The organism is Exiguobacterium sp. s138 (genome assembly GCF_018618775.1).
GTDB lineage: Bacteria > Bacillota > Bacilli > Exiguobacteriales > Exiguobacteriaceae > Exiguobacterium_A > Exiguobacterium_A artemiae.
Genome location: NZ_JACSMW010000003.1, coordinates 103,131 through 116,787 on the forward strand (window position 1 = coordinate 103,131; position 13,657 = coordinate 116,787).

A 13,657-nucleotide genomic window follows, 5' to 3' on the forward strand; every position below is an offset into this window, starting at 1 on the left:
AAGCCTCCTCCAGGTATTAAAACAGTGAAATTTGCCGTGGCGCGAGCGATTCATAATCGAGACTTAAAATCTCGATGAGACGTTTCGCATTCGGTACGGCATCCCCTGCCGAGTTGTTATTAAAGAAAACATACACGTCTTTTGCCTGTTCGGCAAGTGAACGGATATGTAGGGCCAACTCTTGTAATTCTTCTTCTGAATAGCGGTATAGACACCGGACTTTCCGCCAGTCCTCGCTGCTTTGTCCAGGCTTTTTCAGCCATCCGGCGACGTTCCGGCCGTGCAGACGCACAAATGCCGTCTCCTGTGTGACGACCGGGACGAAGGGCACCGATCCGTCTTCCGTCTGCGGCTCGTCACAAATCGTATGAATGAACTGATGCTCGGCCAAGAACCGGAGCGTTCGTTCCTGATAGGCGTCCGAATACCAGGACGGATTCCGAAATTCGATTGCGACAGGGAGGCCGGCAAGCGACTTCCGAATCGTCTGAAGATATTCAAGATGTACTTTGCTGACGTCAAACCACGGTGGCAGTTGGACGAGAATCGCGGCAATCTTGCCGCTTTGCCGCATCGGCTCGATCGAGGCGAGATACTGTTCAAAGATCGGACCAAGTGGATCCTTGTTTTCCCGGTCATGACCGCTCATCGCCCGGTGGACCTTGACGATGAACCGGAAATCATCCGGTGTTTCCGAAACCCACTTCTGATAGTTGCGTTCCGGCTGAATCGCATAATACGTTGAATCGACTTCGACTGCCGGAAAGTGTCCCGCATAAGCGGCGAGCTTCTCTTTCCGATCCTGTGGTGTCGGGTAGAGGCTGTCATGATCGCCCCAACCGGTCACGCCGACATAAATCATCCTGCTCCCTCCGTTCCGTTTCCTCTGCTTATTGTTCATCATAGCATAGCAGAATCGTGAATTTCCTCTTCAAGACTCTTCTCGGAAAACACATGTGTTCTTCATATAAAAAACAAGCAATTCCTTCCTACTCCTTGAAAAATAAGGAGGAAAGACTGCTTGTTTCATGGATTCATTAATGATCATAAAGAGTCGGTTCGCATCCGTTCATACGTCAAGGCGATGCAACCGGAAGCAAAGGTCTGTTGATCTACAAGCTGTAAGGACAACGATTGCTCAAACAGCGGAAACATTCGTTTCCCTCCACCGAGTAAGACGGGATAGATGACGACATGATAACAGTCCACCAAATCCAAACGGATGGCTTCCGCGGTAAGGGTCGCCCCGCCGATCGCAATCTGTTTACCCGGTGCCTGCTTTAATGCCGCGAGTTCCTCGGCAAGCGGCCGGGTCGCAAGACGGGCATTGCCCTCGACGGCCGTCAACGTTTGCGAGAAGACGACTTTTTCAAGGGCCTGCCATGTTTTCGCATACTCGATGATGATCGGTTCATCTTCCTGATCGGCTGTTTCCCAGTAGTGCATCATCTCATACAGACGACGGCCGTACACATGGGTATCAAATGCTTTTTCATAATCATTGAAGTACTGATGCAGTTCCGCATCCGGTGACGCAAAGGCGATGCTGCCCGACGCATCCTCGATGTAGCCGTCGAGCGAGACTTGAAAGGAATAGACGATATCACGCATGATGACTCCCTCCTTTTTCAATCCTTTACCCGTTTCATCCGGTCATAAAAAAACTCTCTCATCCAGAGATGAGAGAGCAGAAACATTATCCGATTGAACCTTCCATCTCGAACTTGATGAGACGGTTCATTTCGACCGCATATTCCATCGGCAATTCTTTTGTGAACGGCTCGATGAAGCCCATGACGATCATTTCAGTTGCTTCTTCTTGTGAAATCCCGCGGCTCATCAGGTAGAACAATTGCTCTTCCGAGACCTTCGATACTTTCGCTTCGTGTTCAAGCGAAATGTTGTCGTTGAGAATTTCGTTGTACGGAATCGTATCTGATGTCGACTGGTTGTCCATAATCAACGTGTCACATTCGATATTCGAACGTGCGCCGGTTGCTTTACGGCCAAAGTGGACAATCCCACGGTACGTGACTTTCCCACCGTGTTTCGAAATCGATTTCGAGACGATCGTGGACGACGTGTTTGGTGCGAGGTGAATCATTTTCGCGCCTGCGTCCTGGTGTTGTCCTTTACCAGCGATGGCGATTGATAATGTCATACCGCGTGAGCCTTCCCCTTTAAGGATGACGGCAGGGTATTTCATCGTCAATTTCGAACCGATGTTACCATCGACCCATTCCATCGTTGCGCCGGCTTCACAGATTGCACGTTTCGTAACGAGGTTGTAGACGTTGTTTGCCCAGTTTTGGATTGTCGTGTAACGGCAATACGCATTTTTGTTGATGAAGATCTCAACGACCGCCGAGTGAAGCGAGTTCGTTGTGTAGACCGGTGCTGTACATCCTTCGACGTAGTGAACCGATGCTTCTTCGTCAACGATGATCAACGTCCGCTCGAATTGACCCATGTTTTCCGAGTTGATCCGGAAGTAGGCTTGAAGCGGCGTATCCATCTTGACGCCTTTTGGTACATAGATGAACGATCCACCTGACCAAACCGCTGTATTGAGGGCAGCGAATTTGTTGTCTGTCGGCGGGATCAATTTACCGAAGTACTCACGGAATAAATCTTCGTTTTCTTTCAGTGCTGTATCTGTATCTTTGAAGACGATCCCTTGATCTTCCAGCTCGCTCTTCATGTTGTGATAAACGACTTCTGATTCGTACTGTGCCGAAACACCTGCAAGGTATTTTTGCTCAGCTTCCGGGATTCCGAGTTTATCAAACGTACGTTTGATTTCTTCCGGTACTTCATCCCAAGATTTTTCAGCACGTTCTGACGGCTTAACGTAGTACGTGATGTCATCAAAACGAAGATCTGATAAATCGCCGCCCCATGCTGGCATCGATTGTTCGTTGAAAATCTTAAGCGATTTCAGACGGAAATCAAGCATCCATTGCGGTTCTTCCTTCATTTTAGAAATCGTCTCGACGACTTCTGTCGTCAAACCGCGTCCTGAACGGAAGATCGAGATATCGCGATCGTGGAAACCATATTTATAATCGCCAATTTCAGGCATGTTCTTAGCCATGTTCGTTTCCTCCTCTTACTTACTGACCGAAGTTACTTCCCTTCTTCGACGCCGCGTTCGAGCGCCTTCCAGGCAAGTGTCGCACACTTGATTCGTGCCGGGAATTTTGTCACACCAGACAGTGCTTCGGCATCCCCGAGATCAAATTTCTCATCGTCGTAGTCTTTTCCTTGAACCATCTCGGAAAAGACGTTGGCGAGTTGTAATGCTTCTTCGACTGTTTTTCCTTTGACGGCCTGTGTCATCATCGACGCAGACGCCATACTGATCGAACATCCTTCACCGTCGAACTTCGCATCTTTGACGATATCGTCTTCGATTGCGAGCTGCAGACGGATTGTGTCGCCACATGTCGGATTGTTCATATCGATTGTCACACCACCGTCAATCGCACCACGATTGCGGGGCGTTTTATAGTGGTCCATGATCACTTGACGGTACAAGTGATCGAGATTGTTAAAATCCATGACTGAAATACTCCTTCGTTTGGCGAAGTCCTGTCACTAATGCGTCTACTTCTTCCTTTGTATTATACAGGTAGAAGCTGGCTCGTGCCGTAGAACTGGCTCCAAGCCAGCGCATCAGCGGTTGCGCGCAATGGTGACCGGCACGGACTGCGATTCCTTGCATATCGAGAACCGTCGCGACATCATGTGCGTGGACATCACCGAGATTAAAGGTGACGAGACCAACACGTTCTTCCGGACCGTAAATCGTCAGTCCTTCGATGTCACGCATTTGTGCCATCGCATACTGAGCGAGCTCACGTTCGTGGGCTTCGATGTTACCGAGTCCGACTTGTTCCAAGAAATCAATCGCTGCCGATAAGCCGACTGCGCCTGCAATAATCGGTGTTCCTGCTTCGAACCGGTACGGAGAAGGTTTGAACGTCGACTCTTCCAGCCCGACGTAATCAATCATCTCACCGCCGAATTCAACCGGCTCCATCGCATTGAGCAATGCTTTTTTACCGTACAGGACACCGATGCCGGTCGGTCCGCACATTTTGTGAGCGGAAAACGCGAGGAAATCACAATCGAGATCCGTAACATCAATCTGCTGATGCGGTGCGCTTTGCGCTGCATCGACCACCATGACGGCACCGGCAGCATGGGCGAGTTGCGTGACTTCTTTAATCGGGTTGATCGTTCCAAGGACGTTCGAAACGTGGGCCATTGCCACAATCTTCGTCCGATCCGAAATCTGTTCTTTGACCGCTTCGATCGTTACACGACCGTCTGCCGTCAAATCCACATATTTCAGTTTCGCTTTTTTCTTTTTCGCGACCTGTTGCCACGGAATGAGATTCGCATGGTGTTCCAGGTACGTGACGACAATCTCGTCCCCTTCTTCCACATGCTCCATTCCGTAACTTGAGGCGACGATATTGATTGCTGTCGTCGTCCCGCGGGTAAAGATAATCTCTTCATGGTGTTGCGCCTTGATGAAACGACGTACGTTCTCACGCGCACCTTCGTACGCATCCGTCGCTCGTGTTCCGAGCGTATGGACGCCACGGTGCACATTCGAATGAACCGTCTTGTAGTAGTTCTCAATCGCCTCAATGACGACGAGCGGCTTTTGTGACGAAGCCGCACTATCTAAATAGACGAGTTTCCGGTCATTAACCTGTTGGTCAAGAATCGGAAACTGATTGCGGATGGATGCATCGATTCCCATATTAGTTTACTTTCCCTTCGATCACTTGGACGAGGCGTTCTTTAACAGAGTCAATCGCAAGTTCCGAAACAACCGGTTGTAAGAAACCGTGAACGACGAGGCGTTCTGCTTCTTTGCGTGAAAGACCACGGCTCATCAAGTAGTAGAGTTGAAGTTCATCGACACGACCGACAGATGCCGCGTGTCCTGCCATGACATCATCTTCGTCAATCAAGAGGATCGGGTTTGCGTCTCCCCGTGCCTTTTCAGACAACATGAGGACACGTTCCGTTTGGACACCGTTTGATTTTGAAGCGCCATGGTGAATCATTGATGTTCCGTTAAAGATCGATGTCGCTGAATCTTTCTGAACACCGTGAATCAAGATGAAACCTTCCGAACCTTTACCAAAATGGTCTGTCCGGACGTTGAAGTTTTGTTTTTGCTCGCCACGACCAACCGTTACGGCTTTCGTGTCCGAGAACGAATCATTACCGACGAGGTGTGTTTTCGTTTCCGTGATCGTGTGTCCGTCATTCATGTGACCGAGTGCCCATTCGAGCTTCGCGCCTTGTTTGACGACACCGCGACGGTTCATATACGTCACAGCACCTTTCGCAAGCGTATCGACGCCTCCGAAAAGAACTTTCGCATTGTCTTCGACGAAGACTTCTGTCACGACGTTGACGTTATGGGCTTCTTCGCCGTAAGAGACGAAGTTTTCGATATACGTCAGTTCACTGTCGACATCTGCGATGATGATCGCATGGTGGTACAACGCACCGCCTGTTTGTTCCAACGTATAGATGGCCTGCATCGGAACAGTCAACTTCAAGCCTTTTGGTACATACAGGAATGTACCGCCGTTCATGAGTGCTGCGTTGAGTGCTGCGAGACGATCTTCGTTGACATTGACGCCTTCTGTCATGAAGTATTTCTCGACGAGCTCCGGATGGTGCTTCATTGCGTCTTCAAGCGTCGTGAAGATGACGCCGTTCGTCGCTTCGCTGTTTTGCGCGTGGACGAGTTGTCCGTTACGCGTGATCAGCATATGGTCACGGTTTTCACCGATCAACGATTCGATATCCGGTGTCAAACCAGTTACCGTTTCGAGATCTGCTGTACCTTCTGTGAAGTTCCAGCCACCGATTTTAATTTTTTCTACTTTTGGCAATGCGAGCGTCGGGGCAAGATCAAGTGCATCTTGACGCTTGGTAATCATCCAAGCCGGTTCCCCTAAGCGAGTCGCACGTTCTGCCACTGCCTCGCGATTTACGGCAAGATTCAGTTCTACAGTCATCATGCTTCCTCCCTCGTCTTACGCTTTTGTTTCGATTTCGACTTCTTCGATGCCGAGTTCTTTTTTAACCCAGTCATAACCTTCTGCTTCGAGACGGTGAGCAAGTTCTTTACCACCAGACATGACGATTTTTCCGCCCATCATGATGTGGATGAAATCAGGCTCGATATAGTTCAAGAGACGTTGATAGTGCGTGATGATCAAGCAGCCGAATTCAGGTGAACGCATTTCGTTCACACCTTTTGCGACAACTTTAAGCGCATCGATATCAAGACCTGAATCGATTTCGTCAAGGATGGCGATCGCTGGTTTCAGCATCGTCATTTGGAGAATTTCATTCCGTTTCTTCTCTCCGCCCGAGAAACCTTCGTTGAGGTAACGGTGTGCCATTTCGCCCGGCATTTCGAGAAGACCCATTTGCGCGTCGAGTTGACGGATGAATTTCATGAGTGAGATTTCATCGCCTTCTTCGCGGCGTGAGTTGATTGCTGAACGCAGGAAGTCTGAGTTCGTCACACCACTGATTTCGCTTGGGTATTGCATGGCAAGGAACATACCTGCTTGCGCACGTTCGTTGACTTCCATTTCGAGGACGTCTTCGCCGTCGAGTGTGACTGATCCTGATGTCACTTCATACGTCGGGTGACCCATCAATGCAGATGCGAGTGTTGATTTACCAGTCCCGTTTGGTCCCATGACCGCGTGGATTTCGCCGCCTTTGATTTCTAAGTTGACGCCTTTCAAGATTTCTTTGCCGTCGATTGCAACGTGTAAATCTTCAATCTTTAAGTGTGAAGCCTTCATGTAGAATCCCTCCATCTATTCATTTCGTGTCTGACGATTCAGTTCACGAGAGTTACTAATTTAGTATCATTCTAATCTTAATGAATCATACCACATTATTCAAGCGTCATCGCTCATGGTTTTTTCTCAAAACCGAGCCTTTTAGTGAGAATGACTTTAAAGTGAGACGACTTCCTTCTCTTCTTCCGGTTTCGTTTGACGATGAACCCGCTGTGACAGTAAGAGCAGTGGTATTCCGAGAACTGTCAAGAGGGCTAAAATACCGAAAATCGGCAGCGGACGTTCCGGTCCAAAATAAAGTAACAATTGTCCGCCGATGACCGGTCCGACCGATTGACCAATCGATGTCAAGCCCATCGCCCCGAAGTAACTTCCCCGTAATTCCGGTGTCGCAAAGCTGTCCGTTAAAATGTCCGTCATCGTAAACATCATCACTTCCCCGCATGTGAAGATGAACATCGCGCCGATCATCAGCCAGACCGTACCGGCCGTTCCCATGACGAATAATCCGACGGCAACGGTCGCAATACCGACCGTGATCGAGACGAGCGGTGATGTCTTGACACCGAACTTCATGATCGGGTACTGAACGACGAGCACGGTGATCGCGTTAATCGTAATCAACAAGGCAAACAGACTCGTTCCCCCGGACAATAAGGTCGTCGTCGTTAAAAACTGCGGCAACGTCGAGTTGAACTGACTGTATCCGAAGACACCGAAGATGATTCCGGCGAGTGCGAACGTAAAGGCGACGTCGGTCTTCAGCAGACGGACCGTTGCCCCGAACGACACCTTTTTCCCGCCGTGACTTTCCGTGATCGGATGACGTCGGAACAGAATAAAAATTGCGAGGCCGTAGCCGAAGTAAACGAACGCCGTAATATAGAAGGTAACCGCCGTATTGCCGGCACTGAGCAACAAGGCGATCCCCGGTCCGATCGCAGCTGCAATATTGATGCAGGTGTAACGGATGTTAAAGACGAACAGCCGGTTCTTTTCATCGGTCGTATCACTGATCAACGCCCGGGCGGACGGTTCGAAGATGGACCGGAAAATACCGTTTAAGGCACTCAGGATGAAGAATGCCCAAAAGGTCTCGACCTGGGCCAGTCCGATAAAGACAAGCACAAAACCAAACGTTCCGCTGAGCATCATCGTCCGGCGGCCGTAGCGGTCGGATAATGTCCCGCCGACGAAACTCATGACCAGACTGGCGATGGCCGAGATACTGAGGATCCAGCCGACATCAACCGGACTGAACTTCAGAACGACCGACAAGTAAATCGCAAAAAACGGCATCGTGATGAATGTCCCGAGTCTTGCAAAAAACGTTCCGAGCAGGACGCCGACCGTCAGTGGATGAAGCTGTTTCAAACGTTGCATGGAAATCCCCCTTTCGCACAAAAAACAATGCATCCTTCCATTATATAGGAAGAATGCATTGAAGGAAGCAACTTATTTGCTGACAGGAACGACCGCACCTTTATATTCTTTAGTGATCCAGTCCTGGTTCTTTTTCTCGTGGAGAATATCGAGCAATGTTGTGACGCGTTTGTCTTTTTCATCGCCATCACGTGTGACGATGATGTTGACGTACGGTGAAGACTCGTCTTCCAGGGCAATCGTATCTTTCAACGGGTTCAACCCGTTGTCAATCGCATAGTTCGTGTTGATGAGGACCGCGTCGCCTTCGTTGTTTTTGTAAGCTTGCGGTAAGAGTGACGCTTCGATGTTTGTTTTGAACTTGATGTTTTTCGGGTTTTCCGCGATGTCTTTGAGCTGTGCATCGGTTGTTTTACCGTCTTTCAACTTGATCAGCCCTTCGTTTTGAAGGAACGTCAAGACACGTCCGCGTTCAGCGACGTTTGAGCTCGTTAAGATCGTTGCACCTTTTGGCAGTTCATCCAAAGACTTGTATTTTTTAGAGTAGACACCGAGCGGTTCGACGTGAACGCCGCCGGCACTCGCGAATTTATAGTCTTTGTTTTCTTTTTCCTGTTGCTCCAGGTACGGGACGTGTTGGAAATAGTTCGCATCGATTTCTTTTTCAGCAAGTGCTTTGTTCGGCAGGACGTAATCCTGGAACTTTTTGATTTCGAGTTTATAGCCTTTTGCTTCATATTCTTTTTGGACGTGCTCGAGAATTTCAGCATGGGGAACGTTTGACGCTCCGATGACGAGTGTTTTTGAATCGCTGCTGCCTGATGAAGATTCTTCTCCACATGCTGCAAGACTGACTGCTAAGACCGATACGGTTGCTGTGCCGACGAATTTTTTCCAAAGTTTCATGAATGATTCCTCCCAAGGTTAAATAAGATAGGTGTTACCGTTTATCGATGGCTTTGACAAGCAGGTCACCGATAATTTGAATGATGAAGACGATGACAAGAATCAACAGTGTCGCGATGACCGTGATGTTATTTTGTGAACGCTGGAATCCTTCGATGAAGGCCATGTCCCCCAGTCCACCACCACCGGCTAACCCGGCCATTGCCGTGTAACCGACGAGTGCGACAAGCGTAACGGTGATTCCTGAGACGATTGCCGGCAAGGCTTCCGGAATCAGGACTTTATAGATGATTTGAAACTTCGTTGCTCCCATCGATTCAGCCGCCTCAATGACACCCTTATCGACTTCACGAAGTGCCAGTTCGACCATCCGACCGTAAAACGGTGCTGCACCGAGAATTAACGCAGGTAATGCAGCCGTTGGTCCTAAGAATGATCCGACGATGATTTTCGTGATCGGGATCAACAGAATCAATAGAATGATAAACGGGATCGAGCGGAAGATATTGACTAAAAAGCTGAGCACGGAATATAGTGTTCGGTTTTTAAACAACAATTCTTCGTTCGTCGCATATAACAACAGACCGATTGCCAATCCAAGGACAAACGTTGCGAGCCCTGCAACGGCCGTCATATAAACGGTGCTGCCGGTTGCTTCCCAGACCATATCCCAATCCACATCTGCAAAAAATGTACTCATCGGTGATCCACCTCCACTTCAACGTCACTCGCTTGAAGTTTGGCGATGACCGCTTGTGCTTCCTGTTCCGAACCGAGCAACTGAATGAACAGCGTTCCGAGTGCTCCGTCCTGCGTCTGTCCGACGTTTCCGCCGATGATATTGAATAATAAGTTCGAATCTTTCATGACTTCGGCAAGGATCGGACTTTCCGCCGTCGAACCGACAAACGTCAGCTGGACGATTTTCCCGGTCGGATACCGCTCGCGTAATTTCGCAAACGTCAATTCGTTTTCAGACGGTGACGTCAATTGTTTGACGAACTCTTTTGTCATCGCCTGTTTCGGGTGACGGAATACTTCAGCAACCGGTCCCTGTTCGACGATTTTTCCGGCTTCCATGACGGCGACCCGGTGACAGATTTTTTGAATGACATGCATCTCGTGTGTGATCAAGACGATGGTCAGTTTTAATTTTTTGTTGATGTCGACCAACAACTCGAGGATCGAGTCGGTCGTTTTTGGATCCAGCGCACTTGTCGCTTCGTCACAGAGTAAGACGTCCGGATTGGATGCCAGTGCCCGGGCAATCCCGACCCGTTGTTTTTGTCCACCTGACAGTTGCGATGGATAAGCGCCTTCACGTCCGTCGAGTCCGACGAGCTGAATCAGTTCGGCAACCCGTTCTTTACGGCGGGCTTTCGGATAACCGCCGAGCTCAAGCGGGAACATAATGTTTTCTTCGACTGTCCGTGACCAAAGCAGATTAAAGTGTTGGAACACCATTGAGACGTTTTTACGGACGCCCCGTAATTCTTTTGGTTTGAGCGTCGTCATTTCGACACCATCGATTTGAATCGAGCCGCTCGTCGGTGCCTCAAGCATGTTCAGCAAACGAATCAGTGTTGATTTCCCTGCCCCTGAATAACCGATTATCCCAAAAATTTCACCGCGCTCGATTGACAAGTCGACATTGACGACGGCTTCAACCGATCCGCGCTTCGAGCGATAAATCTTTCCTACATCCTGTAAGCGAATCAATACGGTCCCTCCTAAACATAAAAAAAAGTGCGCACGTTTTAGAGCAAACGCGCGCACTTTTTCAGTACACAAAACCATTTGCTCTCATCTTGCAGACAATCGTCTGCTGGAATTAGCACCACTTCGGAATAAATTCCGCGGTTGCCGGGTTTCATCGGGCCAGTCCCTCCACCACTCTCGATAAGAGTTATCGGTATTTAGTTATTTTTAATATAATCTGAATATTAGCAGGGGTTATTTTGCTTGTCAAACAGTTTTTTCTGAAACCGGTTGAAGCAGACTGAAAGCACGTGCCAAATCTTCTTTCAAGTCTTCCGCGTCCTCAAGACCGACCGAGATCCGAACGAGACCATCTGTAATTCCGAGTTCTGCGCGACGCTCTGCTGGAATCGACGCATGCGTCATCCGTGCCGGAACGGAAATCAAACTCTCGACCGCTCCAAGACTTTCAGCCAATGTGAAGAAATGTGTCGCTTCGACGAGTTTCTCCGCATTTTCTGCTGAACCGACATCAAAACTGATCATTCCGCCGAAACCGGTCGCCTGTTTCTGTTGTGTCGCGTGACCCGGATGTGATGCCAGTCCCGGATAGAAGATGTTTGAAACGACGTCCTGTTCCTGTAAGAACTGAACGAGATCGTGTGATGTTTCTTCGATTGCATCCATCCGGATACCAAGCGTCCGTAATCCACGGACGAGCAGGAAGCTGTCCTGCGGTCCAAGAATACCGCCGGTCGAGTTCTGGATGAAGTGAAGATCTTCTCCGAGCTCGTCGCTGTTGACAACGACAAGTCCGGCGACGACGTCCGAATGACCGCCGATGTATTTTGTCGCGCTGTGCAGCACGATATCTGCGCCGAGAGCGAGTGGTTGTTGCAAGTAAGGTGTCGCGAATGTGTTATCGACGACGAGTTTCAAGTTGTTGCGTTTCGCGATCTCAGCAACTGCTGCGATATCTGTAACTTTCAACAACGGGTTCGTCGGTGTTTCGACATACAGCATCTTCGTGTTGTCTTGCACCGCAGCTTCCGTCGCCGCGAGATCCGTCGTATCGACGAACGTCACTTGGATGTTGAACTTCGGTAAGACACGCTGCATCAAACGGAATGTCCCGCCGTAGACGTCATCTGTCATGACGATGTGGTCGCCTGATTCGAGCAGGTTGAACACCGCGTGAATCGCTGCCATCCCTGATCCGAAGGCAAAACCGCGTGCACCGCCTTCAAGATCGGCAATCAGACGTTCGATGCTCGTCCGTGTCGGGTTCGCTGTCCGGGAATACTCATATCCTTCTTTTAACTGACCAATTTTTTCCTGTTTGTAGGTACTTGTCTGATAAATCGGGGGTGTAACGGCACCTGTTGCTCGATCGACGCCTGTTCCTCCATGAATCAATGCTGTCTTTTTACGCATGTGTCTCGTCCACCTTTTCAAAGATTTGTTGGCTTAAATACCGTTCGGCACTGTCCGCAAAGACGGTGACGATGGTACTGCCGGGAAAACGATGTGCCAGATCAAGTGCTGCAACGAGTGCCGCGCCGGCCGAACTGCCGACGAGCAATCCTTCACGGGCCGCCAGTTCATGGACTTTCGTAAAAGCGTCATGATCGGAAATCGTATGAATTTCATCCACTAAGTCACGGGAAACGAGACTTGGCCATTTGGCCGTCCCGATGCCTTCCGTCTTATGCGGTCCGGCTGGTCCCCCGTTGAGGACCGATCCTTCCGGTTCAACGATTGCACCTTTTGTCCCGAGACGTTCTTTTAAATACGCCGCTGTTCCGGCAAACGTTCCACCTGAACCGCATCCAGCAACGAACCAATCAATCTGATCCAGCTCCGCCATCAGCTCAGGACCAAGTGTCCGCTGATACGTAACCGGATTTTCTTCGTTTTCGAATTGAAGCGGGACATAGCTGTTCGGAATCGTTTGTCCCAGTTCTTTTGCTTTATCAATTGCGCCTTGCATATCGAGTTCAGTTGGTGTGTTGACGACAGTCGCGCCGAGTGCTCGCATCAACGTCTGTTTCTCCTGGCTGAACTTTTCCGGAACGACACAGATGACTTGAAGGTCATATTTTTTAGCGGCGAGCGCCAAACCGATGCCGGTGTTGCCGGCAGTCGGTTCGATGATCGTTCCGCCTCGTGTCACATATCCCTGTTCGATCGCGGCATCAACGAGTTGAATGCCCAGGCGGTCTTTGACGCTGCCCCCAGGGTTCATCCATTCGAGCTTCGCCAAAATCCGCGTACCAGCAGGCAAATCGAATGAAGTAATCTCGTAGAGCGGCGTATTTCCGACGAGGTCGCGGACTGATTTCGCGATCATCCGAAGACGATGTCCCATTCATCACGACCGGCAAGCATTTTCTCGGCATAGTGCTTCGCTCCTTTAAGGTCGTGGGCGCTTGCAAATCCGCATTGGACTTCGTTTTGCGCTGGAATTTCTTCTGCTGCTAAGACGTCTTTTAATGTTTTCTCAACGAGTTCGCTCATTTTTTCGACCGAATCGAAGTTCATCATCGCCATGTAGAAACCTGTTTGGCATCCCATCGGCGACACATCGATGACGTCATCCGAGTAATTGCGGATATTTTCAGCGAGTAAGTGCTCGAGTGTGTGCATCGCACGCATCGGCATTTGTTCCACGTTCGGTTGTGTGAAGCGGATGTCGTATTTGACGACTTGATCGACTTTACCGTCTTTGTAACCGGCGACGCGGATATAAGGTGCTTTGACTTTCGTATGGTCCAGGTTAAAGCTTTCTACGTTCATTTTTTTGAGTGTCATGA

The 13,657-nt window shown here is 49.5% G+C and carries 14 protein-coding genes and 1 riboswitch; all 14 genes read right to left on the minus strand.

The window, feature by feature from the left end; translation table 11 throughout:
- Positions 1-16: 16 nt before the first annotated feature.
- A complete protein-coding gene (locus tag KNP91_RS07800; protein WP_214849476.1) occupies positions 17-862 on the minus strand; it encodes a DUF72 domain-containing protein in 846 nt (281 codons plus the stop codon).
- 182 nt (positions 863-1,044) lie between these two features.
- The gene (locus tag KNP91_RS07805) at positions 1,045-1,611 is read right to left on the minus strand and encodes a dihydrofolate reductase family protein (protein WP_214849478.1); all 567 of its coding nucleotides are present in this window, start codon (positions 1,609-1,611) and stop codon (positions 1,045-1,047) included.
- 85 nt (positions 1,612-1,696) lie between these two features.
- On the minus strand, positions 1,697-3,094 hold the full coding sequence (gene sufB, locus KNP91_RS07810; RefSeq protein WP_012371200.1) for a Fe-S cluster assembly protein SufB: 1,398 nt from the start codon (positions 3,092-3,094) through the stop codon (positions 1,697-1,699).
- A gap of 32 nt (positions 3,095-3,126) precedes the next feature.
- Positions 3,127-3,561 (minus strand): Fe-S cluster assembly sulfur transfer protein SufU, encoded by a 435-nt coding sequence (gene sufU / locus KNP91_RS07815; protein WP_012371201.1) that lies wholly within the window; start codon positions 3,559-3,561, stop codon positions 3,127-3,129.
- Positions 3,551-4,774 (minus strand): cysteine desulfurase, encoded by a 1,224-nt coding sequence (locus tag KNP91_RS07820; protein ID WP_214766163.1) that lies wholly within the window; start codon positions 4,772-4,774, stop codon positions 3,551-3,553. The genes sufU and KNP91_RS07820 overlap by 11 nt, the downstream gene beginning before the upstream one ends.
- Position 4,775: 1 nt before the next feature.
- On the minus strand, positions 4,776-6,053 hold the full coding sequence (sufD, locus tag KNP91_RS07825; protein ID WP_214766165.1) for a Fe-S cluster assembly protein SufD: 1,278 nt from the start codon (positions 6,051-6,053) through the stop codon (positions 4,776-4,778).
- Between the two features lie 18 nt (positions 6,054-6,071).
- Positions 6,072-6,857 (minus strand): Fe-S cluster assembly ATPase SufC, encoded by a 786-nt coding sequence (gene sufC / locus KNP91_RS07830; protein WP_012371204.1) that lies wholly within the window; start codon positions 6,855-6,857, stop codon positions 6,072-6,074.
- 156 nt (positions 6,858-7,013) lie between these two features.
- Positions 7,014-8,240 (minus strand): MDR family MFS transporter, encoded by a 1,227-nt coding sequence (locus KNP91_RS07835; RefSeq protein WP_214849480.1) that lies wholly within the window; start codon positions 8,238-8,240, stop codon positions 7,014-7,016.
- 72 nt (positions 8,241-8,312) lie between these two features.
- Positions 8,313-9,146: a MetQ/NlpA family ABC transporter substrate-binding protein gene (locus KNP91_RS07840; protein ID WP_214849483.1), complete on the minus strand. Its 834-nt coding sequence runs from the start codon at positions 9,144-9,146 to the stop codon at positions 8,313-8,315.
- Between the two features lie 34 nt (positions 9,147-9,180).
- A complete protein-coding gene (locus KNP91_RS07845) occupies positions 9,181-9,846 on the minus strand; it encodes a methionine ABC transporter permease (RefSeq protein WP_114595160.1) in 666 nt (221 codons plus the stop codon).
- Positions 9,843-10,865, minus strand: coding sequence for a methionine ABC transporter ATP-binding protein (locus KNP91_RS07850; RefSeq protein ID WP_131972343.1), 1,023 nt, complete (start codon positions 10,863-10,865; stop codon positions 9,843-9,845). Before KNP91_RS07850 ends, KNP91_RS07845 begins: the two co-directional genes overlap by 4 nt.
- Before the next feature lie 81 nt (positions 10,866-10,946).
- A riboswitch (SAM riboswitch) is annotated at positions 10,947-11,052 on the minus strand.
- A gap of 59 nt (positions 11,053-11,111) precedes the next feature.
- Positions 11,112-12,278 (minus strand): bifunctional cystathionine gamma-lyase/homocysteine desulfhydrase, encoded by a 1,167-nt coding sequence (locus KNP91_RS07855; RefSeq protein ID WP_214766173.1) that lies wholly within the window; start codon positions 12,276-12,278, stop codon positions 11,112-11,114.
- Positions 12,271-13,194, minus strand: a complete 924-nt coding sequence (locus KNP91_RS07860; protein WP_012371210.1) for a PLP-dependent cysteine synthase family protein — start codon at positions 13,192-13,194, stop codon at positions 12,271-12,273. Before KNP91_RS07860 ends, KNP91_RS07855 begins: the two co-directional genes overlap by 8 nt.
- Positions 13,191-13,655, minus strand: coding sequence for an S-ribosylhomocysteine lyase (locus KNP91_RS07865; protein ID WP_114595157.1), 465 nt, complete (start codon positions 13,653-13,655; stop codon positions 13,191-13,193). Before KNP91_RS07865 ends, KNP91_RS07860 begins: the two co-directional genes overlap by 4 nt.
- Positions 13,656-13,657: the final 2 nt, after the last annotated feature.